Raw genomic sequence first — 26,023 nt, forward strand, 5'->3', positions numbered from 1 at the left:
CCACCCTAGCCGGAACTCAGGACCGCGAAACGCCCCGGCCCCATCGCCCCCGCCGCGTACGTCCGGGGCGCGTGCGGATCGCCGCGGTGGCGGCCCCGTCGGCGAGGAGGATGGTCTGCTCGGGCGCCCAGCCGTAGGCGTCGCGCAGGCGCGCACCGAGGGCTTCGACCGGGTCGGCGACGGTCAGTTCGGCCCCCCGCGGCACGTCGGCGGCGTGCGGGTCGAGGTCGTGGGCCGCCGCGCGCAGGTCGACCACGAGGTCGCGCATGCGTTCAGGGCCATAGGCGGCGGATGCCAGGTCCCAGTCGCCCACGACGACCGCCACCCCCGCGGGGCACACCTCGGGCCGCACCTCGGCGCGCGGGCCGGCCCACAGGCGGACGACCGCGACGCCCATCGCCACCACGGCGACGGCCCCGAGGATGGTCGCGGGGCCGAACGAGAAGGCGGTGAGGTACAGGGGGGACTCCCATCCGGCGGCGAGCGCCACCCCGACGCGCGCGAGGCAATAGAGCGCGTACACCGCGTTGGCGAAGGCGATGATGCGCAGCGGACCGAAGGGCTCGACGCGCGAGTGGCTCGCCACCCACGCGCAGGCGGCGCAGGCGGCGGCGAGGGCCACCGCCTTCACCGCCAGCGAGGCGGGCAGGGGGACCGTGGCGGTGACCACGGCCACGATCAGTGCGAGCACGAGGGCGAACGTCGACGCTCGGCGCACCCGGCGTCCGTCGAGTGCACTCACGGCCACGAGCATGAGGGCCGGGGCGAGCACCATGGCGACGTCTCCGAGCACGAGGGTCAGCAGACCGCCGCCCGCACCGTAGATGAAGTACATCGCGCTCGAGCCGACGGCGGTGACCCCGGCCACCGCCGCGTACCGCAGGAACAGCGTCACCCGACCGGGGGTTCCCAGACGCGGAAAGGCCACGAAGCCGACCGCGGTCGCGACCGCGACGCTCACCGCGAGTAGAGCGAACGACAGACCCATGACACCCCCGTCATCATTCTGCCCCCGTCGCGGGCGAACCCCGCAGCGCGGGGCCGGTTCGCGCAGGCGAGTGCGCACCGATCGTCGCGCGTCGGGCCGGCGCGGACCACCGGCCCTAGGCTCGTCGGGTGAGCGAGCCCGGGTTCCGTATCGAGAAGGTCGCCGTCGATGATCCCCGCGCGGTCGCCCTGCGGCGCGTGCTCGATGCCGATCTCGACGAGCGTTACCGCGACGCCGACGCCGACGACACCCCCGAGGTCGCCGCCAAGCGCGAGGCCGCTCTCGCGGTGCACCCCGAAGACGTGGTGGCGACGCTGCTCGCGATCGACGCCGACGACACTCCTCTGGGGCACGTGATCCTGAGACGCCTGGGCGAGGAGTGGGAGCTCAAGCGCCTCATCGTCACCGCCGGCGCCCGCCGCCGAGGGGTCGGCACCGCCCTGACCGAGACGGTCGTCGACCTCGCCCGTCGCGCGGGCGCGCGCCGCGTCATCCTGCAGAGCGGGCGCATGCAGCCCGAGTCGCTGCGCATGTACGCCGCCGCGGGCTTCACCCCGATCCCGGTCTACGAGCCCTACATCGAGACGATGCCGCGCTCGTTGTGCTTCGAGTACGTGTTCTGAGTCGTCGGTAGCCCCGCCGCCGACGCTCACGTCCCCACGACGCGGAACGCGCCCGTCGCCACCGCGGCGGCGAGCGCCAGAGCTCCCAGCGCGAGGGATCCCGCAAGGGCGGCGCCGTCGCGGCCGGACAGCGTCGACGGCCGCGCCCAGGTGCGCTCGACGTCGGCGCCGAACCCGCGCGCCTCCATCGCGGTGGCGAGCTTCGTGCCGCGGCGCACGGCGAACACGAGCAGCACGAACGCCATCGAGAAGAACCGACGGAGCGCCCCGCGGTCGCCGAGCCCCCGCGCTCGGCGGGCGAGGGTCATCGTGCGCCAGTCGTCGACGAACAGCCCCACGGTGCGCGCCCCGGCGAGCACGCCGAGCACGAACCGGCTCGGCAGCTTGGCCACCTGGGCGAGGGCGTCGGCGAGCGCGGTGGGATCGGTGCGGGCGAACAGCAGGATCATCGGTAGCGCGAGCGCGAGCACGCGCAGCAGCACGGCGATCGCGAGCACGATCGAGTCGTCGCTGATCGTGGCGAACAGGAACGAGCCGTAGACGGTGCCGCCGGGGCGGGCGTACAGCAGCATGCTCACCGCCGCGACGGGGGCGAACACCAGCACGGGCAGCATCCGCTTGAGCACCGTCGTCAACGGCAGTCCCGTGAGCGGCACGCACAGCAGCTCGAGCATCAGGGCCGTCGCGGCGCTCACCGCGTCGATCGAGACCAGCAACGGCACGGCGAGCACCACCACGATCGCGACCTTCGTCACGGGGTTCACGCCGTCGAGCCACGCCGTGCGCGCGGGGGCCTCGACCACGACGCTCACGCGGCCTCCCCCAGGCGGATGCGGTGCTGCCCGAGATGGCGCACCACGTCGGCGTCGTGCGTGACGGCGACCACCGCGCGCCCGCGTGCGATCTCGCGTTGCAGCAGGGCGACGAGCTCGGTCCAGCCGCGACGGTCCTGACCGAAGGTCGGCTCGTCGAGCACGATCACTTCGGGCGAGGCGGCGAGCACCGTCGCCACCGATAGGCGCCTCTTCTGGCCGCCCGACAGGGTGAACGGGTTGGCGAGGGCGAGGGGGGCAAGGTCGAGTCGCTCGAGCAGTTCGTCGACGATCTGCTCGACCTGAGCCGCCGGCATCCGGAGCGCTCTCGGCCCCACGGCGAGCTCGTCGCGCAGCGTCGACGCCAGGAACTGGTGCTCGGGCTCCTGGAACACCGTGCCGATGCGCGTGAGCAGTTCGGTGGAGCGCCAGCGGGACGGGCGCCGGATGCCGCGGGCCGCGAGCCCCGCCGCGGCGGTCACCTCTCCGCGGAGTTCGGGCAGGAGCCCCGCGAGGGTGAGCGCGAGCGTCGACTTGCCCGCGCCGTTCGGGCCCGTCACGACGGTGCCCGCGCCGGTGGGGACGATCAGGTTGAGGTCGGACGCGACGACGGTGCCCTTCTCGCGCCCGATGGCCAACGTCTCGGCCGTCAGCACGGCATCCGGATTCGACGAGGGAGCGGCGACCGGAAGCTCCACCGGGCGACCCGGGACCCACACTCCGGCGGCGGCGAGCGCGTCGCCATATTCCGCGAACACGCGATCGGGCGGGCCGTCGGCGATCAGCCCCCCGCCCGGCGCCAGCACCACGACCCGCGTCATGAGGTCGGCCCACACGGCGGTGCGGTGCTCGATCAGCACGAGCGTCGTGCCCTCGCGCGCGATGACGCCCTCGACGGCCGCGCGCACGTCGTCGACGCCGTCGGGGTCGAGGTTGGCGGTCGGCTCGTCGAGCAGCAGCAGTCCGGGGTGCATCGCGAGCACACCCGCGAGCGCGAGGCGCTGTTTCTGCCCGCCCGACAGCGCCTTCGTCGGGCGGTCGAGGGGCACGGTCAGACCGACGGAGGCCAGAGCGTGCGCCACCCGGTGGGGGATGTCGGATGCCGGCACCCCGAGGTTCTCGCACCCGAAGGCCACGTCGTCGCCCACCTTCGACAGCACGATCCCCGCCTCGGGGTCCTGCAGGACCAGGCCGATGCGTCCGCGTTGCCCCTCGGGCGCCCCGCCGTCGACGAGGATGCGCCCGGTCTGCTCCCCCTCGTCACTGCCTCCGAGCAGGCCCGCGAGACCGGCGAGCAGGGTCGACTTGCCCGCACCCGAGGCGCCGAGCAGCAGCACCCGCTCGCCGGGCTCGATGACGAGGTCGATCTCGCGCGTGGCGGGGAGCTTGCGACCGGCGTAGCGCCAGCCCCAGCCTTCGACGTCGACGCGCGCGGGATGCGGCATCAGACGTCGCGGCGGCGTTCCCGCCCGGCGGCGAAGCGGCTCAGCGCACCGGTGGCCGCCAGTGCACGCACGAGCAGCCAGCCGACCAGACCGGCCAGCAGCGCACCCGAAACCACGAGGGTGCCGAGGTAGATGAGGTTGAACTCGACGGTCTTGGCGATGTTCGGCGACGACCCGACGAACAGCTCGTTCAGCCACGCGCCGACGCTCGCGCCGACTCCGGCGAGCATGGCGACCGGCAGGGTGAATCGCAGGTAGAGGAAGGTGAGGAAGATCAGCTCGGCGCCGAGGCCCTGAGCCAGGCCCGACACGATCGTGAGCGGACCCCACACGTTGCCGATGAGGGCCGAGACGACGGCGGCCACGAGCTCGACCAGCAGAGCCGCGCCGGGCTTGCGGATGATCAGCCCGCCGACGACGCCGCCGATCAGCCAGATACCGACCGCGAGGCCCCCGAGACCGGGAGTGACGCCGTCCATGGCGACGAACCAGAGGCCGCCGACGGTGTTCCAGGCCCAGAACACCAGGCCGATCGCGACGCCGAGCACGGCGGCGACGACGATGTCGACGACACGCCACCGCAAGCGGTCCGAGGCGACGACCGTCGAGCGGTTCGCGGGGGCAGACGTGGACGTGTGCATTTCTCTCCTCCCTGCGCCGGCATGATCCGGATCAGGTTCGACGGTCGAAGCGTGGATTCGCTTCCTCTCAGCCCGGCTCACCGGACTCCCGTGGGTTGTGGTGACGAGTATAGGGGCACGCCCGGGGTAGCGTGGGCGGGTGAGCGAGCAGATCCCGGAGTCGCGACGCGCGCCGCGGAACCCGGACGAGCCGCTCGCCGCTCCGGCGGAGTCGGAGCAGACTTCGGATGCCGCTTCCCCGGCCGATCCGCGGGCTGCAGGTGCCGTCGAGGCCGAGGCGTCCGAGGCCGGGGCTCCCGTCACCGCGAGTGCCGCCGACGCCGAGGCACCCCGGACCGGCGCTGCCGCCGTCGCACCGGCCGCCGAGGGCGCCGAAGCCGAGGCGTCCCCAGCCACAACGACGCAGCCGTCACCGGCGGACGCGACGACCCCGCCGCCGACGACCGGCGCCTCGCCCGCGTCGACCGCCGCCACGGCATCCGGAACCTCCACCGTCATCGGAGCGCTCGCGTGGGTCGACCCCCACCAGGCAGCCGCTCCGCGCCCCGCCCCGATCTTCGTCGTCTCCGGATCGACCCTTCGCGCGGGCGATCTGCTGGCCGGAGGGCGTCGGCGCCGCCTGCGTCCAGCCACCGTCGTTCCGCCCATCCTCCTGCTCATGCTGGTCGCGGCATACGTCGCCGCGACCCTGCTCTGGCCGTTGAACGCCGCGGCTCCGACCGTGCGCACCGTCGCCGCGCAGCCGACCGCCGCGCCCACGGCGAACCCCGCGTGGCCGGCGCAGGGCGAAGCGGCGATCGCGCTCGACGGCATGCCCGAAACGCTCTCGACTCCCGCGAACGCCCCCGAGTCGATCGCGAGCATCACGAAGGTCGTCACCGCCCTCGTCGTGCTCGACAAGCTGCCGCTGGCCCCGAGCGAGCAGGGCGGCACGTACGCCTTCACGCAGGCCGACAGCGCCGACTACTGGCAGTACCGGGCGCGCGGCGAATCGTCGCTCGACGTGCCCGTCGGCGGCACGCTCACCCAGTTGCAGATGCTGCAGGGCATGCTCATCGCCTCCGCGAACAACTACGCGCAGCGCCTGTCGAACGATCTCTTCGGATCGGATGCCGCCTTCGCCGCCGCCGCGGAAGAGTACCTCGCCCAGCGCGGCATCGACGGCATCACGATCGTCAACCCGACCGGGATCGAGGCGGGCAACACCGCGACGCCCGCCGCCCTCATCGCCCTCGCCGAGCGCGCTCTCGCCAACCCCGTCATCGCCGAGATCGTGCGCACGCCCGAGCTGACGCTGCCGGGGGCGGGCACCTTCCGCAACGGCAACTCCCTGCTCGAGGATCCCGGCGTGATCGGTGTGAAGACCGGCACCCTCGACGCCTGGAACCTGCTGACGGCGAAAGACATCACCGTCGGCGGCACCACGGTGCGCGCCTACGCCGCCGTGCTCGGCCAGCCCGGGCCCGACAGCCGCAATCAGGCCAGCCGTGATCTGTTCGCGCGCATCGAGCAGGAGCTGCAGCCGAGCCCCTCGCTCACGGCCGGCACGGTCGTCGGCAAGGTCGAGTCGCTGTGGGCCCCCGACGTCGACGTGGTCACCGCCACCGACGCGACCGTCGTGCTCTGGAACGGCGCCGAGGCCAAGACCTCGACCTCGTTCGACCTCGGCGACGCCCGTGAACCCGGCGAGACCGTGGGCTCGCTCACGGCGACGGGTCCCGTCGACGCGGACACCGTCGACGTCGAACTCGCCGGCGAGCTCGACCCGCCGAGCCCGTGGTGGCGGCTCACACACCCCCTCGACCTGTTCGGACTGAACGAATGAAGCTCTCGCTCGACGCGTCGTCGTCGGTCCCGCCGTTCGAGCAGGTGCGGGGCCGGATCATCGCGCAGATCGACGACGGCACGCTCGTCGCGGGAACCCGTCTGCCTCCGGTGCGGACCCTTGCGGGCGAGCTCGACCTCGCCGCCAACACCGTCGCTCGCGCCTACAAAGAACTCGAAGAGGCGGGCTACGTCGAGACCCGCGGCCGCGCGGGAACGTTCGTGAAGGGCGCGGATGCCGCCGCCGCCCGAGGGGCCGCTGCCGCGCGGACCTTTGCCGAGACGGCGCGACGCCTGGGCCTGTCCAGTGCCGAGGCGATCGATCTCGTGCGGGCCGCTCTGCGCGAAGACTGAGGAGCGGTGACGCGGCTCACGGCGGTTTTCGGACGGCTCCGGATGCCGCGGCGAACTTCACCCGCGAGATCACCCGCTTGCCTCTGACCTGGGTTTTTCACGTCTCGTGCTCGCGGATTGCGCCCTCAATGCCCCTGGATCCGCCGAAAGTGGGTCGGATGCGCCGTGATACCCGGACTCAATGTCGGAGGTCGTCGCTAGCATGCGAACATGTCATCGGAGGCCTCGTCGACACCCGCAGGGAACGGCCCGCGCGGCCTGTCCGCGGTGCTCGCCGAGGTCCGCTCCACGGGCGCTGTGCTGGCCGCCGCGGAGGTCGCCCGCACCCGTGCTCTCGCTGAGGCCGGGCACCTGGCCCTCGACGTCCTCGCCGACCAGCGCGCGCCCGCCCGCGCCGCGCAACTGGCCCTGAGGGAGGTGGCGTCCGAGCTCGCCGCGGCCGAGAACCTCTCCGACCGGTCGGTGCAGCGGCAGATGTGTCAGGCGATGACCCTCATCGACGACTACCCCGCCACCCTCGCCGCGTGGGAAGCGGGGGCTCTCACCCGCGCCCACGCCCACGTCATCGCCGACATCGGCTCAGCCCTCCCGCCCGAGAAGAAGGCCGAATTCGACCTTCTCGCCGTCGCCACCGCCGAGGGTCGCAGTCCCGCCCGCCTGCGCAGCCGCCTGGCCGTCCTGGCCGAGAAACTGCACCCCACCACCCTCACCGAACGTCACCAGCGCGGGCGCGACACCCGCTGCGTCCGCCTCGTCACCCAAGCCGACGGCATGTCCGACCTCATCGCAACCCTGCCCACCGTGCTCGCCGTCGGCATCTACGACCGCCTCACGCACCAAGCTCGCGCGCTCCTCGACATCCGGGCCGGCGGCGCGTTCGGACTCGACGGGGGTGACGGGGCCGTCGCGGGTGTCGATACGCCCGGCGACGATGCAGGCGGCACCGCGGCACCCGGCCCGCACCCGGTTTTCGGGTCCGACCACTCCGCTGCCGCGGCGGCTCTCAGTCCCGCCACCATGCTCGCCACCGACCAGCGCACCACCGCGCAACTGCGCGCCGACATCCTCGCCGACCTGCTGCTGGCCGCCGCACCGGAAGCCGACCCCACCCGCACCGACGACGGCCCCGGCACCCTGGGCACCATCCGCGCCCGCGTCCAGATCGTCGTCCCCGCCCTCACCATCCTCAACCCCACCCGAGAAAACGACGACCCCGCCGAACTCATCGGCCACGCCCCCATCGACGCCCACACCGCCCGCACCCTCGCCGAAACCACCCCCACCCCCTGGGACCGCGTCCTCACCCACCCCCTCACCGGAGCAGTCCTGCACACCGACACCTACCACCGCACCACCGCCATCGACCGCCACCTCCGCGCCCGCGACCGCCACTGCCGCTGGCCCGGCTGCACCATCCCCGCCATCCGCTGCGAAGTCGACCACACCCACGACCACGCCAAAGGCGGCCCCACCACCATCACCAACCTCGCCCACCTCTGCCAACGCCACCACACCCAAAAGCAGTTCACCCGCTGGCAGGTTCGACAACTCCCCGGCGGAATCCTCGAATGGACCTCCCCCACCGGCCGCACCTACACCGACGAACCCCTCCCCTACTCCCCCGCCGTCCGCTTCACCCCCGACGACCCACCCCCACCCGACCCCGACGACAACGGCACACCCCCACCCTTCTGACACACGCACCACCCTGCACCCACGCCTCCCTGCGCGCGCTCCTCCCCGCGCGCGCTCCTCCCTCCCCGCACGCCTCGCAGACGCGCCCGCATCGAACACACGCACGCGCCTCGAGCAGGCGCACCCGCGCCCGCGCCGATGCGCTCGCCTCGAGCAGACGCGCCCGCGCCCGCGCCGATCGACACCCAACCTTCTGACGCGCGCCGCACCCGCACCCGCACCCGGCAGGCGCACCCACGCCCTCGGCGACTCATCCCCACACCCCGGGCGCGCACCGCCCTGCACCCGCGCCCGTCAGGCCTGCCCGCGTTGTGGAGACGCACTCGCGCTCGGTGCAGGCGCGCGTCCCCGTGTCGGCGGTCCGCGGTCGGCATCAGCACCCGCGCTGAGCAGCCGCGCGCGCCTCGAGCAGACGCACCCGCCTTGAGCAGGCGCGCTCACGCCGAGTGCGAGCGCACGGGCATCTCCGCATCGGCGGTCGGAAACGACAGCCGGGCCACGCGAACGACGAACTGCCCAGGCCGCATCACCCGGTCAAGGCTGGGGCGGCAGAGCCTCGGAATCGATCCAGCGCGACAGCGTCGCCGCGGCATCCGCTCCCCCGGCGCGCTCGACGGCGCGACGGAAGTCGTCGGTGGTGACGAGGGCGTGGCGGTGCTCGGCGGTCCACGACCGCAGCAGGTCGAAGAAGGCGGCGTCGCCCAGCTGACGGCGCACCGCGTGAAGGGTGAGCGCCCCGCGCTTGTAGACCCGATCGTCGAACATGTCGTCGGGCCCGGGATCCACCAGCAGCAGATCGCGCGGTTTCGCCGCCAGGCGCGCGTAGTACTCGCCCACGCAGGTCTGCACGGTCGGTCCGCCCGAGTGCTCCGACCACAGCCACTCCGCGTAGCAGGCGAAGCCCTCGTTGAGCCAGATGTCGCTCCAGCGCGCCAGCCCCACGCTGTTTCCGAACCACTGGTGCGCGAGCTCGTGCGCGACGAGGCGCTGGGCGGCGGGAACGAGGTGGTTCATTCCGAAGACGGCGAGACCCTGGGCCTCGAGGGGGATCTCGAGCTCGTCGGCCGTCACCACCAGCGTGCACGCGGGCTGGGGGTACGGCCCGAACAGGGTGTCGAAGAGCCGCAGCATCTCGGGCACCGGCGCGAAGGCGCGATCGACGGCAGCGGTGAGGGAGGGCGGCGCGCTCACCGTCACGGCGGGAACGACCCCGGTGCCGGAGCCCGCGAGCGGGCGCGTGCGATAGCGCCCCACGTGCACGGCGGCGAGGTAGGTGGCGGTCGGCACGTCGGAGACGAACGTCGTGGTCACCCGACCTCCTCGACGCGAGCTGACGCCCTCGACTCCCGTGGCGACCGCGGTGTAGCCGTCGTCGACGGTGATCTCGATCCGCATCGCAGCCCGGTTGTCGGGCCGGTCGTTGCAGGGGAACCACGTGGGGGCTCCGACGGGCTGCCCCGCCACGAGGGCGCCATCGGTGAGCTCCTCCCACCCGACCGCGCCCCACCGCGACCGCCGCGGCGCGGGCGCACCCGCGTACGCCACTTCGATCTCGAACGCCTCCCCGGCGCTGAGTCCCCGCGCCGGCGTCACCCGGAGCACGCGGGGCCCCGGAGTGAAGCGCACCGCCTCTCCATTGACCTTCACCCGCGTGGTGCGGAGTCCGACCAAATCGAGCGCGAACGAGGTCACGGGTTGGCGGGCGACCGCGGAGATGGTGGCCACCCCGTCGAGGCGGTTCGTGCGAACGCGGTATCCGAGTACCAGGTCGTACGACGTCACGTCGTACGAGAGATCGCCACTCTGCGGGGCGTAGGCGTCGGCGCTCACGAGGTCGACTGGTAGGCGCGCACCTTGACCGCGCGCCAGGGGCCGATGGGGTTGCCGCTCCACCGCGAACCGACGGGCACCGTCTCTCCGCGCATGACGAGCGACGCGGGTCCGACCGTGGCGTGCGCCCCGAGGGTCGAGGCGGGCAGCACGACGCTGTGGGGGCCGAGCGTGGAACCCGGTTCCAACTCGACGGTGTCCATGCTCATGATTCGATCATGGAACAGATGCGTCTGAACCACGCATCCGCGGTTGACGGTTGACGCGTCGCCCAAAGTGACCAGGTCGGGCTCGGGCAGCCAGTAGCTGTCGCACCACACGCCCCGGCCGATCTTGGCACCGAGGGTGCGCAGCCACACGGCGAGCGCGGGCGTCCCCGCGGCCGCGCGGGCGAACCAGGGAGCGGCGACCATCTCGGTGAAGGTGTCCGACACCTCGGTGCGCCAGACGAAACTCGACCACAGCGGCTGCTCGCCCGCCCGGATGACGCCGACGATCGCCCACTTGGCCGCGGTCGACACCCCGGCGGCCACGGCTCCCGCGGCCAGCAGCACGACGCCCGAGAGCAGCAGCGTCCCCACCGGACCGACCGTGTCCCACAGCGCGGCGAGCGCGAACAGCACGCCCAACCCGATGGCGCAGGTGACGACGACGGGCACGAAGCGGCACAGCTCCCACAGCGTGCGCGCGAGCCGCAGACCGGCGGTGGGCCGGTACGTGCGCGACTCGTCTCCCTCCGCCGACAGGCGACGCAGGCGCACGGCGGGTGAACCGAGCCACGACGACCCCGCCTTCGCCTTGGGCGGGGCGGCCGAGAGCACCGCGACCAGTCCGTCGCGAGGCACGCGGTGGCCGGGGGCTGCCATACCGGAGTTGCCGAGGAAGGCGCGCTTGCCGATGCGCACGGGGCCGATGCGCATCCATCCGCCGTGCAGCTCGTACGAGGCGATCATCGTGTCGTCGGCGAGGAACGCGCCGTCTTCGATGCGCGCCATCGACGGAATGAGCAGCACGGTCGAGGCCTCGACGTCGCGACCCACGCGCGCGCCCAGCATGCGCAGCCATATCGGCGTGAACAGCGACGAGTACAGCGGGAAGAGGATCGTGCGCGCGGCGTCGAGCAGTCGCTCGATCGTCCACGCCTGCCAGGCGACGCGGCTGCGCACCGGGTGGGGGCCCTCGACGAGCCCGATCGACAACAGGCGCACGAGCAGCACGACGGATGCCGCGAACACGAGCCCCGTCACGGCCACGGCCGGAACGAGCCAGGCGAACGCCGCCCCGACGGCCTGCGCGAGATCCGCGCTGCCGCGCAGCCCCTGGGCGAGCACGAGTCCTCCGACGGTGAAAGCGGCGAGCGGCAGCAGAGCGAGCACGACGGCCGACACCGCGTACGCCCACAACCATCGCGTGGGGGCGGCGGGCCGCTCGCGCGGCCAGTCCCGTGCGATCCCGCCCACCCGTTCGGCGGGCGAGCCGGCCCACGACTGGTCGGCCTTGACCCGACCGAACACCGCGGAGCCCGGCGCGATCTCGGCCCGTCGACCGATGCGGGTGCCGGGCGCGAGAGTAGATCGCGCGCCGACCGTCGCCCCGGCCCCGATGCGCACCTGGCCGATGCGCACGAGGTCGCCGTCGATCCAGTACCCGGTCAGATCGACCTCCGGCTCGATCGAGGCGCCGTCGCCGATCACGAGCATCCCCGTCACGGGCGGCAGGGCGTGCAGGTCCACGTCGCGGCCGATGCGCGCCCCCAGGGCCCGCGCGTAGTACGACACCCACGGCGCTCCGGCCAGGCCGACGGCATCCACCTGGTCGGCGATCTGCTCCGCCAGCCACAGGCGGATGTGCACCCCGCCGCCGCACGGATAGTCGCCGGGGCGCACCCCGGCCAGCAGGAGGCGAGCGGATGCCACGGCGATGGCCATGCGCCCGAACGGGGTCGAGAAGATCAGCAGGCCGATGCCGAGCACGGGCCAGGAAACGGAGGGCAGCACCTCGAAGCCGGGCACGGTCTGCAAGATCGCGGATGCCGTGAGCAAGTACAGCACCCAGCGCACGCCCGACAGGATGAACAGCGGCGCTCCGAGCAGCGTCTGCACCCACTGGGTCGATCGCGGGGTGGGCGCGGCCCGATGGAACGACGCGGGCGCCTCGTCCTTGAGCTGCGGACCGAGGGCCTTCGCCATCGCGCCCAGGCGCGGCACGTCGTAGATGTCGGCGACCGAGAACTCCGGCACGCGCGCGCGGATGCGCGAGACCAGCTGCGCGGCGGCGAGCGAGCCGCCTCCGAGGTCGAAGAAGTCGGTCTTGCGGTCGGTGACGGGCAGCCCCAGCACGGCCTGCCACTGCTCGGCCAACCACGCCTCGTCGGCGGAGAAGTCGGTGGCCGCGGGCGTCTCGACGCCGGGCAACGGCCACGGCAGCGCGGCGCGGTCGACCTTTCCGGAGGTGCGTACCGGCAGGGCGTCGACGACGCCGAGCAGGGGGATGGTCGCCGCGGGCAGCCGCTCGGCCAGCGCCGTCCGCGCGGCGGACCGATCGAGCTCCATCCCCTCCTCCATGACGAGGTAACCCACGAGCACCGGCACCCCGGCCTCGGTGGTGCGCACCGCGACCGTCGCGGCGCTGACATCGGGCAGGTCCTGCAGCGCCGACTCGACCTCGCCGAGCTCGATGCGTCGACCGCCGACCTTCACCTGGTCGTCGGCGCGCCCCTGGAACACCAGGCCCGCCGGGTCGAAGCGCACGAGGTCACCCGATCGGTAGGCCCGCTCCCATCCCAACGTCGGCATCGGCGCGTACTTCTCCGCGTCCTTCGCGGGGTCGAGGTAGCGGGCGAGGCCCACGCCGCCGATGATGAGCTCTCCCACCTCGCCCTCGCCGACCGGCAGGCCCTCGGCGTCGACCACCGCGAGCGACCAGCCGTCGAGCGGCAGGCCGATGCGCACGGGGAGCGATCCGTCCAGCAGCGCCGCGCACGCGACGACGGTGGCCTCGGTGGGGCCGTAGGTGTTCCACACCTCGCGCCCCTCCGCGACGAGTCGCGCCGCCAGTTCAGGCGGGCACGCCTCACCACCGAAGATCAGCAGGCGCACGTTCTCGATCGAATCCGCCGGCCACATCGCCGCGAGCGTCGGCACCGTCGACACGACGGTGATGCTCTGGCGCAGCAGCCACGGGGCGAGGTCTTCCCCCGAGCGCACGAGCGAGCGCGGCGCCGGCACGAGGCACGCGCCGTGCCCCCAGGCCAGCCACATCTCCTCGCACGAGGCGTCGAAGGCGACGCTCAGTCCGGCGAGCACCCGGTCGCCCGGACCCAACGGGTCGCCCTGCAGGAAGATGCGTCCCTCCGCCTCGACGAACGCCGCCGCCGACCGGTGCGAGACGGCGACTCCCTTGGGCACCCCGGTGGAGCCGGAGGTGAAGATGATCCACGCGTCGTCGTCGACGCCCGGGGGCGTGAGCACGGGGACCGCGTTGGTGCTCGGGTGGGGCGCGTCGCCCTCGTACAGGCGCACGAGGTCGGCATCCGGATCGCTTGCGACGAACTCCCCGTCACCCGCCACGATGCCTTTCACCCCCGCCTCGCCGAACACCAGGCGCGCGCGCTCGTCGGGGTCGTCGGCGTCGACGGGCACGTAGGCCGCCCCGGCCGCCATCACCGCGAGGATCGACACGTACAGCTCCTTCGAGCCCGACGGCATCCGCACGCCCACGCGGTCTCCGCGGCGCACCCCGGCGGCGTGCAGCGCCGCGGCCGTGCGCCACACGCGCGCCAGCAGTTCGCGGTAGCTCAGCGCGCCCGATCCGTCGTCGATCGCCGAGGCTTCCGGATGCCGCGACGCGACGTCGCTGAGGAGGTCGATCAACGTGCGGGCGGGGGCAGCGGCGTCCGTTCGATCGAGCGGGGCCTGTGCGGCGAAGGCGGGTGTCGTCACGGGCGAACAGTACAACGCCCAGGAAAACGCCCCGGAACGGCGTACCCGGTTCACCTCCCGTTCACCCGCACAACGCAGTCTGTTAGCAGTCGCTGTTTACCGTGCCGGAGAGCCCTGCACCGGGTTTCCAGTTCCCGACATCCGAAGGATTCACACAGTGAAGATCTCCCGCCTCGCCCAGCTGGGCACCGTGGCCGCCGTGGCCTCTCTCGCGCTCGCCGGTTGCGCCGGCCCCTCGGCCTCCGGTGGCGACGCCGCCGGCGCCTCGGCCTCCCCCTCCGACTCCGGCGTGGCATTCACGGTCGACACCGCCCTCACGGGCACCATCACGTCGGGCGGCTCGAGCGCTCAGTCGAACGCGCAGGCCGCGTGGACCGCCGCGTACAACGCCCAGGCCAAGGGTGTCACGATCAACTACGACAAGTCGCAGGGCTCCGGCGGCGGTGTCACCAACTTCCTGAGCGGCGCCTACGACTTCGCCGGCTCCGACGCTCCCCTCACCGCCGACCAGACCACCCAGTCGAAGGCGCTGTGCACCGAGGGTGGCGTGAACATCCCCATCTACCTCGATGGCGTCGCGATCATCTTCAACATCCCCGGCGTCACCGACCTCAAGCTCTCGGGCGAGACCATCGCGAAGATCTTCGCGCTGCAGATTACCGACTGGTCCGACCCGGCCATCACGGCCGACAACGGCACCGCGCTCGCCGCCGGCCCCATCACCACCGTCGCGCGCTCGGACGGCTCGGGCACGACCACGAACTTCACCAACTACCTCGCCGCGACCCAGTCGTCGGTGTGGACCTCCCCGGCCGGTAAGGACTGGCCGATCGAGGGCAACGTGTCGAAGCAGAAGGGTGGCTCGGGCGTCGTCGAGGCCGTCAAGGCCGGCACGGGCACCATCGGCTACGCCGACCACTCGGCCATCGGCGACCTGAACGCGGCGTCGATCGTCCAGGACGGCACGGCCATCGCGTACAGCGGCGAGGCCGTCTCGAAGACCTTCGACCTCGCGGCCGTCGAGGCCAGCAACGGTGTGACGGGTGACCTGTCGAAGAAGTTCGACTACTCGAAGCTCACCGCCGAGACCTACCCGATCCCGCTCGTGTCGTACGCGATCACCTGCACCTCGTTCAAGGACGCCAAGCAGGCCGAGCTCGTGAAGTCGTACCTCGGCTTCATCACCAGCACCCTCGGCCAGCAGGTCGCCGCCAAGAACGCCGGCTCGGCTCCGCTGCCCGAGTCGGTCCTCGAGGCTGCGCAGGAGACCCTCTCGGCCATCAAGTAAAGATCTCGTCGGACTCGGCCCGGCTCGCATCCACTGCGGGCCGGGCCGGGCTGATCGGAACGGTCGACCACCGTCGAACGCTCCGCTGAGCCGAAATCCTCAGAGAACACCCGATCGAGGAGAACCCATGACCCGTGCCGAGCGTGAGGTCCCCCGTGACTGACACCGTCACCGAACCCGAGACCTCGCCCGCCTCCCCGCCGCCGTCGCAGCCTCGCTCGAGCATCGTCGGCAAACGTCGCGTCGGCGACTCCGTCTTCCTCGGTCTGTCGACCACCGCCGCGGTGTCGATCATGATCATCCTCGCCGGCGTCGCGATCTTCCTGATCCTGCGCGGCCTCCCCGCCATCACCGGCAACTGGACCGAGGGCGATCTCGCCGGCTACCAGAACGGCCAGTGGACCAACTTCTGGCAGTACGTCGGCCCGCTGCTGTTCGGCAGCATCTGGGCGGCGCTCATCGCCATGATCATCGGCGCTCCGGTCGCGATCGGCATCGCGCTGTTCATCTCGCACTACGCCCCGCGCCGCATCGCCGGATTCCTGGGCTACATCGTCGACCTGCTGGCCGCGGTCCCCTCGATCGTCTTCGGCCTCTGGGGCATCATCGTCATGCGCCCCCTGCTGCTGCCGGTCGGCGAGTTTCTCAACCAGTACCTCGGCTGGATCCCGCTGTTCCAGGGTCCGGTCTCGTCCACCGGCTCGACGATGCTCACCGGTGGCGTGGTGCTCGCCGTGATGATCCTCCCGATCGTCACCTCGATCACCCGCGAGGTGTTCCTGCAGACCCCGCGCCTGCACGAAGAGGCGGCCCTCGCCCTCGGCGCGACGCGGTGGGAGATGATCCGCCTGTCGGTCTTCCCCTACGCCCGCAGCGGCATGGTCTCGGCCACGCTGCTCGGCCTGGGTCGCGCGCTCGGCGAGACCATGGCCATCGCGCTGATCGTGTCACCCAGCCTCATCTACTCGGTGCTCCTGCTCACCGACGGGTACAACTCGCAGACCATCGCCGCCAACATCGCGCTGAACTTCCCCATCGCAACCGACCTGCAGCGCTCGGCGCTGATCGGCACGGGCCTGATGCTGTTCGTCGTGTCGCTCGCGGTCAACATGTTCGCCCGCTACATCATCGGTGCGACCGGACCCGGGTCCAAGGGCCGCAAGAAGGGCAAGCGTTCATGACCGTCTCGGCCCCCTCCGCTCCCCTGGCGCTGACCAGCGGGCAGCTCCCCCGCTACATCGAGCCGATGATGCTCGTGGGCGTCGCGATCGTCGTCGCCGGCGTGCAGCTGCTGCTCGGCGGCTTCAACATCGCGACCTGGCTGATCCTCTCGGCGATCATCTACCTCATCGCGATCGGCGTCGGCTCCACCATCGTCGAGAACCGCCGCAAGGCGGTCGACCGGGTGGTGCGCGGCCTCGTCACCGTCGCGTTCCTGCTGGCCGTGGCCCCGCTAATCTCGACCCTCTGGACCGTCGTCTCCAAGGGCCTGGCGGTCGTCAACTGGAACTTCATCACCCAGACCGGCGGATCCACGTTCGACCCGAACACCCTCGAGGTCGTCGCCACGGCAGGTGCGTGGCAGGCCATCGCCGGAACGCTGATCATCACGGGTATCGCCGCGCTCATCTCCGTGCCGATCGGCATCCTCGCCGCGGTCTACCTCGTCGAGTACGCGCAGCCGAACAACCCGCTGCGTCGCGCCATCACCTTCCTCGTCGACGTGATGACGGGCATCCCCTCGATCGTCGCCGGTCTGTTCGCGTTCTCGCTGTTCAGCCTGGTCATCGGTCCGAAGGCGTTCAGCGGCTTCTCGGCATCCATCGCCCTCTGCGTGCTGATGATCCCCATCGTCATCCGCTCGACCGAAGAGATGCTGCGCCTGGTCCCCGCCGACCTGCGCGAGGCGTCCCTCGCCCTGGGCGTGCCGCGGTCGGCGACGATCATCAAGGTCGTGCTGCGCACCGCGGCATCCGGAATCATCACCGGCGTCGTGCTCGCCGTGGCCCGCGTGGTGGGTGAGACCGCGCCGATCTTCATCGCCGCCAGCTTCACCGACAACTTCAACGCCAACCCCTTCGACGGCCCCATGCAGACGCTCCCCGTCATGGCGTACACCGCGTACAGCTTCCCCGGGCAGGACATCGACGCGTCGCAGGCCAACGCCTGGGGTGCCGCCTTCCTGCTCGTCGTCCTCGTCGTCATCTTCAACCTGATCGCCCGTATCGTGGCGGCGGTGTTCGCGCCCAAGGCGCGCTGAGCCCAGAAAGGCACTCACTCGTGTCCAAGAGCATCGAGGTCCAGGACCTCAACGTCTACTACAGCGACTTCCTCGCGGTCGAGGGCGTCTCGATCGACATCGAGCCCCGCTCGGTCACCGCGTTCATCGGTCCCTCGGGCTGCGGCAAGTCCACGTTCCTGCGCACGCTGAACCGCATGCACGAGGTCATCCCCGGCGGTCACGTCAAGGGCCGCGTGCTCATCGACGGCGACGACCTCTACGGTCCCGGCGTCGACCCCGTGCTCGTGCGTCGTCACGTCGGCATGGTCTTCCAGCGCCCCAACCCGTTCCCGACCATGTCGATCCGCGAGAACGTGCTGGCCGGCGCGAAGCTCAACGACAAGCGCATGTCACGCAGCGACGCCGACGCCCTCGTCGAGAAGTCGCTGCAGGGCGCCAACCTCTGGAACGAGGTCAAGGACCGCCTCGACAAGCCCGGCGGCGGCCTCTCGGGCGGTCAGCAGCAGCGTCTGTGCATCGCGCGCGCCATCGCCGTCTCGCCCGACGTGCTGCTGATGGACGAGCCCTGCTCGGCCCTCGACCCCATCTCGACGTTCGCGATCGAGGAGCTGATCGGCGAGCTGAAGAGCGAGTACACCATCGTGATCGTGACGCACAACATGCAGCAGGCCTCGCGCGTGAGCGACAAGACGGCGTTCTTCAACATCGCCGGCACCGGCAAGCCCGGAAAGCTCATCGAGTACAACGACACCGCCTCGATCTTCACCGCGCCCAGCGTCCAGGCGACCGAGGACTACGTCTCGGGTCGCTTCGGATAAGCACCCCGCGCACCGCGAAGGCCCCGCTCCGGCGGGGCCTTCGTCGTTCACGCCTCAGTCCCGCGGGCTCAGTCGCGCGGGCTCAGTCGCGCGGGCTCAGCAGGTAGGCGTTCAGCTCGTCGGTGAACGCGCGGTCGACCGGAACCGACGTGCCGTCGACGGAGCGGATCGGGGCGGCGAGCCGCACGCTCGACAGTAGCCACGCGGCATCCGCCGTCGTGAGATCGGTCACCGGGACCGTCTCGTACGCCGTCGAGAAGCCGCGCGCCTCGAGGAACGAGAACAGACTCAGCTGGGTCGTGCCGTGCAGGATGCCGGCGGCGGGCGACGGGGTCGCGAAGCGATCTCCGACGCGCAGGACGACGGATGCCGTGGGAGCCTCGAGCACGAATTCGTCGGTCGTGACGAAGACGGCGTCGTCGGCTCCGCGCCGTTGGGCCTCGCGGATGGCCGCCATGTTCACGCCGTACGACAGCGTCTTGGCACCCAGCTGCAGCCACGGCGCGTGCGCGGGGGCGTCGAGGGCGTAGCCGCGGTCGAGGGTGACGACGTCGACACCCTCGCTCCGGGAGCGGAAGTTGTCGGGCGCCGTGGCGAGGGTGATCCACGCGGTCGGGGTCGGGCCCTGCTCCACTCCGCGGCTCAGGACGAGCTTCATGACGTACTCGCCCGAGCCCGCCTCGGTCGCGACGCGGGCGATCGCCGCCCGCCACTGCGCGGGGTTCGGCGCGGGCAGCTCGCAGAGCTCGGCGGAGCGCGCGAGGCGGGCCAGGTGCGGGCCCACCTCCTGCACGTGCCCGTCGACGACGCCGAGCGACTCGAAGATCCCGTCGCCGCGCTGGGCGCTCAGCTCTCCGAGCGGAAGGACGGGCCCGTCGGGGTCGACGACGCGGAAGGTCGCGTCCCAGTCCTCTCGGGTGTCGTCGGATGCCGCGGGGTCGAGCAGAAGAGCGGAACGCCAAGCCATACCGCGAGCCTAGACGCGGGAAACGACACGCCCGGGGCTTGTCCACGGGGCTGTCGGAGGGAATGCCACCGCGCCGGTCTTGTTACACTCTTCATGCCGGGCCGCAGTAACCCCGGGCTCCATCTTCTGCCGCTCTGAGCGGCCTTGCGCCGAGAGGCGTTCTGCGGTCCGGCACTTTTCTTTTCCGCGGTGTGTTCTCCCGCGGAGCGCTCACGTCAACGCGTCGCGGCGCCAGAGAGCGGCGGATGCCGAGAGATCTTCGGCGTAGGTCGCCAGCCGCAGGGCGCGCGTGGTCAGGGCACTCGCCCGCTCCGACTCGGTGTTCTCGTAGTCGTCGGCGAGGTGGGTCGAGCCCGCCGCCTGCACCCGGCAGAACGCCGCCGCGCGATCGAGGGCGACGGCGAAGTCCCCCTCGAATAGACCGCGCAGGATGGTGTCGATGAGCGCCACGAGCTCTTCGGGTCCGGCGGGAGCCGGGGCCCCGGCCACCACGGCATCCACCGTCGCCATCTCGACCCGGCCGCGCTCGTACAGCAGGGCGGCGGTCGGGGCGTCGTCGTGGATCATGAGCTGCAGCAGGTAGAGCCGCCACAGTGCCCCGGGAAGCGACCGCGCGGGCGAGCGCGACCACAGCTCGGCGATGTCGTCGATGCCGTGGTCGTCGGTGAAGGCGACGAGACGTTCGACTACGTCGATGCTGGGGTCGGCCCGCACCCGGGACAGCAGCGCCTGAGCGGTGCTGTGCGCGACGCGCGACACCTCGGCGGGGTCCTCGGCGGAGAACAGGCGGTCGAAGAGCTCGGCGGGGCGCCGGACCGGCTTGTGGAACTCGCGGGGGGAATCGCTCATGCATCCAGGCTAGAGCGTCGGCCCCGGAGGCCGGGCCGGGCTCAGGCGGGGCGAGTCACGCCGTGGCGACAGCGAGCACGGGGGCCGAGCTCGGCGTGCCGTCGGGCGAACCGCCGGCGGGTTCGACGGTCACGGCGATGACGTCACCGCTGTGCATCTCGCCCGTGAGCTGGGCCGTGGCGTTGCCGTCGGCATCCGGCTCGAAGATCCCGGCCGGGATCGCGATCTGGTCCTCACCGCGGACGAACCACAGTTCGTAGGTCTTGCCGTCGGGCAGCGCCGGCATGCCGTCGGCGACGAGCACGCTCTTGCCGCTCGAGGGCGACCAGTGGGCCGTGGCGACCGTGCCGTCGGGCATGGTGGCCGAGGCCGACTGCGCGTCGGGCGCGTCTTCGATCTGCTGGAGGGCCACGACCGCGGCGGGCGGGGCGAACAGCTGACTGACGGTGACGGCGCCGAAACCGAGGACGAGGACGGCGGCGAACGACGCGGCAAGCGCGAACCAGCGGCGGGCACCCCAGCCGGAGGCCGACGACGCGCCGACCGTGACAGCCTCGCGCTCGGGCTCGATGACGGCGGGCCCGGCCGCGGCGTAATCCTCGTCGTCGACGACGGATTCGTTCGGAGATGTGGATACCGCTGAGTCCTGCGGGAGCTCGGAGATGCGGGCGAACAGCGACGCACGCACGGACGGCGGGGGCTCGACGGGCTCGACGGAGTCGCCGATCGCGGCGACCGCATCGACGGCGTGGCGCACGTGGTGGTCCCAGTTCGGGTTCCCCGCGAGAGCCTCCTGGTACGCGCGCTCATCAGCCTCGGAGAGCGCGTTGAGCGCGTGTCCGACGGCGAGGTCGGCGAAGTCCCTCTCGTTCACTTGTCCACCCCCATTTCCATCCTCAAGCGCGACAGGCCGTCGCGCATCCTGGTCTTGATCGTGCCGAGCGGTGCCCCGACGAGGGTTGCGATCTCACTTTGGCTGTACCCACCGAAATAGGCCAGCGTGAGTGCTTCCTTCTGTGCTTCGGGAAGCGCCGCCAGTGCATCGACGACGCGCCGCCCTTCTATTTTCATCTCTACTTTTTCCGATACGGCGTCGTAAGCGACATCCATATCGCGGAATCCTGCGCGCACATCGCGATCCACGCTCGACTGCGATGACCGCACGCGGTCCACCGCTCGACGGTGCGCGATCGTGAGAACCCACGATCTTCCTTGCCCTCTGTTCGGAGTGAAGCGCGCAGCGGATTGCCAGATTTCGAGGAAGACCTCCTGCAGAACCTCTTCACTCTGCGACCGGTCGACGAGCACGCGCAGGATGAGACCGAACACGCGAGGGGACAGCGTGTCGTAGAGCTCGGCGAAAGCGGAGCGGTCGCCGTCGGCCACGCGCTGCAGCAAGGCACCGACGTGATCGGCAGGCGCAGGCCCCTCATCGGGGAGGTCGAAGCCGTCGATCACCATGCGTCCCATCATTGCGTACGTCTCCGCGTGGGCACGCGTGCGTGCGCGCGCGTCGCGCGTGAGCTAGCGCCCGCGGCCTTCCCGCCCCCTTCTCCGGCGCGAAGCGAACTCGTCCAAAAATATTATCGGGAATATTTTAAACCCTCTGATCTGGTATTTATCGTCGCCCGGATGCCGTTACGCCGGGCGAATCGCAACATTCCGCAATCCGATGCGACGGGGGTCCCGAATGCCCTGTGTAAGCCGCTCCACGGCGAACCGCCCCTCGCACCGGGGTGTCCCTGACGGGTCGCAGACGCGATCCGGACGATTTCGGAGGAATGTCATGCTCACCAACAAGAAGCCCGTTATTGCTGGTCTCGCCCTCGTTCTGGGCTCGGCCTTCGCACTCACCGCCTGCTCGGGCGGCTCCACCGCCGGCGGCTCCACCACCGACGAGTCCTCGTCGATGCCGTCGATGTCCGCATCGCCGTCGATGTCGGCTTCGTCCAGCGCCATGGACCCGGCCTCCAACCTCGTGGGCCCCGGTTGCGCCGACTACGCCGCCGCCGTTCCGTCCGGTGCCGGCTCGGTCGAGGGCATGGCCGCTGACCCGGTCGCCGTCGCCGCGTCGAACAACCCGCTGCTCAAGACGCTCACCGCAGCCGTCTCGGGCCAGCTGAACCCCGACGTGAACCTGGTCGACACCCTGAACGGCAGCGAGTTCACCGTCTTCGCCCCCGTCGACGACGCGTTCGCCAAGATCGACGCCGCGACCATCGACTCGCTGAAGACCGACTCGGCCACCCTGACCAAGATCCTCACGTACCACGTGGTCCCCGGCCAGCTCTCGCCCAGCGAGATCGACGGCACCCACACCACCGTCGAGGGCCAGGACGTGACCGTCGCCGGCTCGGGTGACGCGATCACCGTCAACGGCTCGACCAACGTCATCTGCGGTGGCGTCCAGACGGCCAACGCCACGGTGTACCTCATCGACTCGGTGCTGATGCCCCCGATGTAAGTCCTCGGACGCGCGGCGACGCGCATCCGACCGATCACTGAGTGATCGATCCTGACGGCGAGCGCCGGACCCCAGGCGAGGGGGTCCGGCGCTCGCTTTCGTTCGTCACGAACCCAGGACGCGGACGATCTCGTCTTGCACGAGCCGTGCCGCGACGGGGCCGGCGTTCATGAACCAGGGGTCGAAGTCGACGATCGTCGTCTTCCCGTCTGCGACGGCGGAGAGCGTCGACCACAGCGGGGCGTCCTCGATGAACGAGACACCCTGCCCTGTTCCCCCGTAGAACACGTGATCGGCGTCGGCGAGGTCGATCTGCTCGGCGCTGATCTCCTGCGACGTCTCGTCGAACCGCTGCGACTCCGGGCGTCCGAGACCGAGGTCTTGAGCGATCCCGCCCGCGAACGAGGGCACGCCCATGATGCGCGTGCGATCGCCGGTCGACTGCAGGAACGACACCGTCGGCTCCTCTACGGCGTGCGTCGCGGCGAAGTCCGCGCTGTCGCTCTGCAGCGCATCCAGCACACCGCGAGCCGCTCCCTCGTCGCCCAGGGCGTCGGCGATCAGCAGGAAGTCGCTCTTCCAGTTCACTCCGTTGCCCTTCGTCACCACCGTCGGCGCGATCGCCGACAGTGCGTCGTAGAGCGCCTCGCCGCGTGTCGAGTTGATGAGGATGAGGTCGGGCGCCGCCTGCGCGATGGCCTCGAGGTCGGGCTCGGTGCGTTCTCCGATGTCGGTCATCGCGTCGAGCGACGCCGCGTCGTCGGCGAACGCGTCGCGCAGGTACTGCGGGACGAGCCCGCTGTTCTCGGCCCGGGTCGCGGCAACGGGGACGTCGCCGAGCGCGAGCACCGCATCGAGCTGCCCCGTCGAGACCACCGCGATGCGCGTCGGCGCGGCCGGGACCTCGGTGACCCCCTCGAAGTGCGTCACCTCGCGGGGGAAGACGCCGTCGGCCTCGTCGGAACCCATGCCCGGCTCGAGATCGCGCGAGACGACCCACTCTCCGGTCGCCGCGGCTTCGGCATCCACCTTCGAGGTGGGGGCGGCAGGGCCGGCGCAGCCCGCGAGAGCGACGACGGCCACGGCACCGAGAGCGGCGACGAGGGGACGGAAACGGTGGCGGGAAGACAGGGAACGAAAAGCAGTCACAGGGTTAGGTTATCCTTACCTTTGTGCTCGACATCCACCCGGCCGTGTCTGCGGATGCCGACTCCCCGGCGCGCCTGCGTCGCCGCTCGCGAGCGCGCATCGCCGTCGTCACGCTGGGCCTCACCGTCGTCTTGATGGGCGTGATCGTGGCGAGTCTCGCCGTCGGATCACGGCCACTCTCGCCGCCCGACGTCGTCTCGGCGCTGTTCTCGAATCGCACGGATGCCGCGGGCGTCATCGTGCACCAGCTGCGCCTGCCGCGCACGATCACCGCCGTGTTCGCGGGCGCGTGCCTCGGCGTGGCCGGGGTGCTCATGCAGGCGCTCACCCGCAACCCGCTCGCCGACCCCGGACTTCTCGGGGTGAACGCGGGCGCCGCCCTCGGCGTCGTCGTCGCGATCGCCGTGTTCGGCATCGGGACCGCGAGCGGCTACGTCTGGTTCGCCTTCGCGGGGGCAGCCGGCTCGGCCGTGCTCGTCACCCTCGCCGCCCGACCCGGGCGACGCACCGACACCGTCGGGCTCGTGCTCGCGGGGGTCGCCCTCAGTGCCTGCCTCGGCGCGCTCGTCCGCATCATCACGCTCGCGGACGACGACACGTTCGAGTCGTTCCGCTTCTGGGCGGTCGGTTCGTTCGAGCGACGCGATCCCGGCGTCGCCGCGCAGCTGCTCCCGTTCGCCGTCGTGGGCATCGTGCTGGCGGTCGTCGTCGCGCGCGGCCTCGATCAGCTGCGTCTCGGTGACGACCTCGCCCGAGCACTCGGCGTTTCCCCGCTCCCGGTGATCCTCGGCGCGGGTGCCGCGATCACCATCCTCTGCGCGGCGGCCACCTCCGCGGCCGGCCCCCTCGCGTTCATCGGACTGCTGGTCGCGCACCTCGTCCGCGGATCGGCGAGCGGTGGCCTTCGCTCCTCACTCCCCCTCGCGGCGGTCGGCGGCGCCACCCTGACGCTCGCGAGCGACGTCGTCGGTCGCGTCATCGCGCTTCCCGGCGAGGTGGAGGCGGGGATCGTCGCCGCCTTCGTCGGCGCGCCCCTGCTGCTGTGGCTGATCTTGCGGAAGACGACGTGACCGCGCTCGTGCGACGCCGCTCCCGCCGTCCCGTCATCGCCCTCGGCGTGACGCTGGTCGTCGCCGCGGTGGCGGCAGTGGTCGGGCTGACGACGGGTTCGTTCCAGGCGTCGGTGGGAGACGTGGCATCCGCCCTCTCCGGCACGGGCGATGCGCGCACCTCGCTCGTCGTGCTGGGCCTGCGGGTTCCCCGGATCTCGGCCGCGCTCGCGATCGGTGCCGCCCTCGGGCTCGCCGGGGCGGTGTTTCAGACCCTCGCCCGCAATCCGCTCGCGAGCCCCGACATCGTCGGCTTCAGCGCCGGCTCGGCCACCGGGGCGTTGATCGGGCTGACCCTCATCGCTCCCACCGCCTCGCCGGCGGCCGGTGCGTGGATGGGCGGGCTGCTCACGGTCGTGGTCGTCATGATGATCGCCCGGCGGGTCGGGATCTCGCGCGAGAAGACGATCCTCGCGGGGATCGCGCTCAGCATGCTGCTCTCGGCCGTCAACGACTACCTGCTCACACGTGCGCCGCTCGAGATCGCGCGCAACGCGACGCAGTGGCTCTTCGGCAGTCTCGTGGCCGCTTCGGCATCCGACGTCGCCCTGCTCCTCGCCTCGCTGATCGTGCTGTCGACGGTGCTGGTCGTCGTGCACCGCGAGGTCCGCGCGCTCGAACTGGGCGACGACACCGCCCGCTCGCTGGGTGTGCGCACGGGCCGCGCCAAGCTGGTGCTCATCGTCGTGGCCGCGCTGCTGACCGGCACGGCCACCGCCGTCGCGGGACCGATCGGCTTCGTCGCCCTCGCCGCACCCCAGCTGGCGAGGAGGGTGATGGGCACCAGCGGCATCCCCCTCGTCGGGTCGGCCGCGATCGGCGCGACGGTGCTGCTCATCGCCGACGTCGTGGCGCAGCGGGCGCTCGCTCCCCTGCAGATCCCGGTCGGGCTCGTCACGGGCGTGGTGGGCGGGGCGTACCTGTTCTGGATCGTGGCGCGCACGCGCCGGTGAACACGCGGGCCCGTTCGCGCCCGGTACGCTG

The 26,023-nt window shown here is 71.5% G+C and carries 22 protein-coding genes and 1 riboswitch; of the genes, 11 read left to right on the top strand and 11 right to left on the bottom strand.

Features of this window, described 5'->3' with window-relative positions; all coding sequences use genetic code 11:
- Positions 1-16: 16 nt before the first annotated feature.
- Entirely contained in the window at positions 17-988 is a 972-nt protein-coding gene (locus tag RWH43_RS12810) for a hypothetical protein (protein WP_154097716.1), read from the bottom strand.
- Positions 989-1,116: 128 nt separating this feature from the next.
- Between RWH43_RS12810 and RWH43_RS12815 the strand changes: the two genes are divergently transcribed.
- Positions 1,117-1,611: a GNAT family N-acetyltransferase gene (locus RWH43_RS12815; protein ID WP_230705335.1), complete on the top strand. Its 495-nt coding sequence runs from the start codon at positions 1,117-1,119 to the stop codon at positions 1,609-1,611.
- 26 nt (positions 1,612-1,637) lie between these two features.
- Here RWH43_RS12815 and RWH43_RS12820 read toward each other — a convergent pair whose 3' ends face one another.
- The 3 genes from RWH43_RS12820 to RWH43_RS12830 all read right to left on the bottom strand — a co-directional run bounded on the left by RWH43_RS12820 (position 1,638) and on the right by RWH43_RS12830 (position 4,509).
- On the bottom strand, positions 1,638-2,423 hold the full coding sequence (locus RWH43_RS12820; RefSeq protein ID WP_316001680.1) for an energy-coupling factor transporter transmembrane component T family protein: 786 nt from the start codon (positions 2,421-2,423) through the stop codon (positions 1,638-1,640).
- Complete coding sequence (locus RWH43_RS12825) at positions 2,420-3,868, bottom strand: ABC transporter ATP-binding protein (RefSeq protein ID WP_154097719.1); 1,449 nt, start codon at positions 3,866-3,868, stop codon at positions 2,420-2,422. The genes RWH43_RS12820 and RWH43_RS12825 overlap by 4 nt, the downstream gene beginning before the upstream one ends.
- Positions 3,868-4,509 (bottom strand): ECF transporter S component, encoded by a 642-nt coding sequence (locus tag RWH43_RS12830; RefSeq protein ID WP_154097720.1) that lies wholly within the window; start codon positions 4,507-4,509, stop codon positions 3,868-3,870. Before RWH43_RS12830 ends, RWH43_RS12825 begins: the two co-directional genes overlap by 1 nt.
- A riboswitch (TPP riboswitch) is annotated at positions 4,501-4,611 on the bottom strand. (Overlaps the previous gene by 9 nt.)
- A 37-nt stretch (positions 4,612-4,648) precedes the next feature.
- Between RWH43_RS12830 and RWH43_RS12835 the strand changes: the two genes are divergently transcribed.
- The 3 genes from RWH43_RS12835 (at position 4,649) to RWH43_RS12845 (ending at position 8,382) form a co-directional block, all read left to right on the top strand.
- Positions 4,649-6,334, top strand: a complete 1,686-nt coding sequence (locus RWH43_RS12835; RefSeq protein ID WP_316001681.1) for a D-alanyl-D-alanine carboxypeptidase family protein — start codon at positions 4,649-4,651, stop codon at positions 6,332-6,334.
- Positions 6,331-6,687 (top strand): GntR family transcriptional regulator, encoded by a 357-nt coding sequence (locus tag RWH43_RS12840; protein WP_316001682.1) that lies wholly within the window; start codon positions 6,331-6,333, stop codon positions 6,685-6,687. The genes RWH43_RS12835 and RWH43_RS12840 overlap by 4 nt, the downstream gene beginning before the upstream one ends.
- 210 nt (positions 6,688-6,897) lie before the next feature.
- A complete protein-coding gene (locus tag RWH43_RS12845) occupies positions 6,898-8,382 on the top strand; it encodes an HNH endonuclease (RefSeq protein ID WP_316001683.1) in 1,485 nt (494 codons plus the stop codon).
- 534 nt (positions 8,383-8,916) lie between these two features.
- On the opposite strand, the gene RWH43_RS12850 is transcribed toward RWH43_RS12845, so the two are convergent.
- Positions 8,917-10,212: a M1 family metallopeptidase gene (locus RWH43_RS12850; protein ID WP_144833093.1), complete on the bottom strand. Its 1,296-nt coding sequence runs from the start codon at positions 10,210-10,212 to the stop codon at positions 8,917-8,919.
- Complete coding sequence (locus tag RWH43_RS12855) at positions 10,209-14,153, bottom strand: Pls/PosA family non-ribosomal peptide synthetase (RefSeq protein ID WP_316001684.1); 3,945 nt, start codon at positions 14,151-14,153, stop codon at positions 10,209-10,211. Before RWH43_RS12855 ends, RWH43_RS12850 begins: the two co-directional genes overlap by 4 nt.
- 157 nt (positions 14,154-14,310) lie before the next feature.
- Here RWH43_RS12855 and RWH43_RS12860 point away from each other — a divergent pair, with 157 nt between their 5' ends.
- The 4 genes from RWH43_RS12860 to pstB all read left to right on the top strand — a co-directional run bounded on the left by RWH43_RS12860 (position 14,311) and on the right by pstB (position 18,501).
- A complete protein-coding gene (locus RWH43_RS12860) occupies positions 14,311-15,441 on the top strand; it encodes a PstS family phosphate ABC transporter substrate-binding protein (RefSeq protein ID WP_144833089.1) in 1,131 nt (376 codons plus the stop codon).
- 155 nt (positions 15,442-15,596) lie between these two features.
- Positions 15,597-16,622, top strand: a complete 1,026-nt coding sequence (gene pstC, locus RWH43_RS12865; protein ID WP_316001685.1) for a phosphate ABC transporter permease subunit PstC — start codon at positions 15,597-15,599, stop codon at positions 16,620-16,622.
- The gene (pstA, locus tag RWH43_RS12870) at positions 16,619-17,701 is read left to right on the top strand and encodes a phosphate ABC transporter permease PstA (protein ID WP_316001686.1); all 1,083 of its coding nucleotides are present in this window, start codon (positions 16,619-16,621) and stop codon (positions 17,699-17,701) included. The genes pstC and pstA overlap by 4 nt, the downstream gene beginning before the upstream one ends.
- A 20-nt stretch (positions 17,702-17,721) precedes the next feature.
- Positions 17,722-18,501 (top strand): phosphate ABC transporter ATP-binding protein PstB, encoded by a 780-nt coding sequence (pstB, locus tag RWH43_RS12875; protein ID WP_144833083.1) that lies wholly within the window; start codon positions 17,722-17,724, stop codon positions 18,499-18,501.
- An 82-nt stretch (positions 18,502-18,583) separates the two neighbouring features.
- Here the strand turns inward: pstB and RWH43_RS12880 are convergent, their stop codons facing one another.
- The 4 genes from RWH43_RS12880 to sigK all read right to left on the bottom strand — a co-directional run bounded on the left by RWH43_RS12880 (position 18,584) and on the right by sigK (position 21,790).
- Positions 18,584-19,468, bottom strand: a complete 885-nt coding sequence (locus RWH43_RS12880) for an aminotransferase class IV (protein ID WP_316001687.1) — start codon at positions 19,466-19,468, stop codon at positions 18,584-18,586.
- Positions 19,469-19,678: 210 nt separating this feature from the next.
- Positions 19,679-20,317 carry a DNA-directed RNA polymerase subunit beta gene (locus RWH43_RS12885; RefSeq protein WP_154097445.1) on the bottom strand — a complete coding sequence of 213 codons (639 nt, stop codon included), beginning with the start codon at positions 20,315-20,317 and terminating at the stop codon, positions 19,679-19,681.
- Between the two features lie 55 nt (positions 20,318-20,372).
- Positions 20,373-21,191 carry an anti-sigma factor gene (locus RWH43_RS12890; RefSeq protein ID WP_144833077.1) on the bottom strand — a complete coding sequence of 273 codons (819 nt, stop codon included), beginning with the start codon at positions 21,189-21,191 and terminating at the stop codon, positions 20,373-20,375.
- Positions 21,188-21,790 carry an ECF RNA polymerase sigma factor SigK gene (gene sigK / locus RWH43_RS12895; protein ID WP_186325504.1) on the bottom strand — a complete coding sequence of 201 codons (603 nt, stop codon included), beginning with the start codon at positions 21,788-21,790 and terminating at the stop codon, positions 21,188-21,190. Before sigK ends, RWH43_RS12890 begins: the two co-directional genes overlap by 4 nt.
- 313 nt (positions 21,791-22,103) lie before the next feature.
- Here sigK and RWH43_RS12900 point away from each other — a divergent pair, with 313 nt between their 5' ends.
- Entirely contained in the window at positions 22,104-22,781 is a 678-nt protein-coding gene (locus tag RWH43_RS12900; protein WP_144833073.1) for a fasciclin domain-containing protein, read from the top strand.
- A 105-nt stretch (positions 22,782-22,886) separates the two neighbouring features.
- Here RWH43_RS12900 and RWH43_RS12905 read toward each other — a convergent pair whose 3' ends face one another.
- Complete coding sequence (locus tag RWH43_RS12905; RefSeq protein WP_230705179.1) at positions 22,887-23,930, bottom strand: ABC transporter substrate-binding protein; 1,044 nt, start codon at positions 23,928-23,930, stop codon at positions 22,887-22,889.
- A gap of 23 nt (positions 23,931-23,953) precedes the next feature.
- On the opposite strand from RWH43_RS12905, the gene RWH43_RS12910 reads away from it, so the two are divergent.
- Both RWH43_RS12910 and RWH43_RS12915 read left to right on the top strand, forming a co-directional pair.
- The gene (locus RWH43_RS12910) at positions 23,954-25,000 is read left to right on the top strand and encodes a FecCD family ABC transporter permease (RefSeq protein ID WP_230705178.1); all 1,047 of its coding nucleotides are present in this window, start codon (positions 23,954-23,956) and stop codon (positions 24,998-25,000) included.
- Complete coding sequence (locus tag RWH43_RS12915) at positions 24,973-25,992, top strand: FecCD family ABC transporter permease (protein ID WP_316001688.1); 1,020 nt, start codon at positions 24,973-24,975, stop codon at positions 25,990-25,992. Before RWH43_RS12910 ends, RWH43_RS12915 begins: the two co-directional genes overlap by 28 nt.
- Positions 25,993-26,023 lie beyond the last annotated feature (31 nt).

It is taken from the genome of Microbacterium algihabitans, from assembly GCF_032464975.1.
GTDB lineage: Bacteria > Actinomycetota > Actinomycetes > Actinomycetales > Microbacteriaceae > Microbacterium > Microbacterium algihabitans.

Coding starts and splice junctions, on each gene's coding strand:
- RWH43_RS12810 (WP_154097716.1), bottom strand. CDS start 988: ATGGGTCTGTCGTTCGCTCTACTCGCGGTGAGCGTCGCGGTCGCGACC.
- RWH43_RS12825 (WP_154097719.1), bottom strand. CDS start 3,868: ATGCCGCATCCCGCGCGCGTCGACGTCGAAGGCTGGGGCTGGCGCTAC.
- RWH43_RS12830 (WP_154097720.1), bottom strand. CDS start 4,509: ATGCACACGTCCACGTCTGCCCCCGCGAACCGCTCGACGGTCGTCGCC.
- RWH43_RS12840 (WP_316001682.1), top strand. CDS start 6,331: ATGAAGCTCTCGCTCGACGCGTCGTCGTCGGTCCCGCCGTTCGAGCAG.
- RWH43_RS12845 (WP_316001683.1), top strand. CDS start 6,898: ATGTCATCGGAGGCCTCGTCGACACCCGCAGGGAACGGCCCGCGCGGC.
- pstA (WP_316001686.1), top strand. CDS start 16,619: ATGACCGTCTCGGCCCCCTCCGCTCCCCTGGCGCTGACCAGCGGGCAG.
- RWH43_RS12880 (WP_316001687.1), bottom strand. CDS start 19,468: ATGGCTTGGCGTTCCGCTCTTCTGCTCGACCCCGCGGCATCCGACGAC.
- RWH43_RS12885 (WP_154097445.1), bottom strand. CDS start 20,317: ATGAGCGATTCCCCCCGCGAGTTCCACAAGCCGGTCCGGCGCCCCGCC.
- sigK (WP_186325504.1), bottom strand. CDS start 21,790: ATGATGGGACGCATGGTGATCGACGGCTTCGACCTCCCCGATGAGGGG.
- RWH43_RS12900 (WP_144833073.1), top strand. CDS start 22,104: ATGCTCACCAACAAGAAGCCCGTTATTGCTGGTCTCGCCCTCGTTCTG.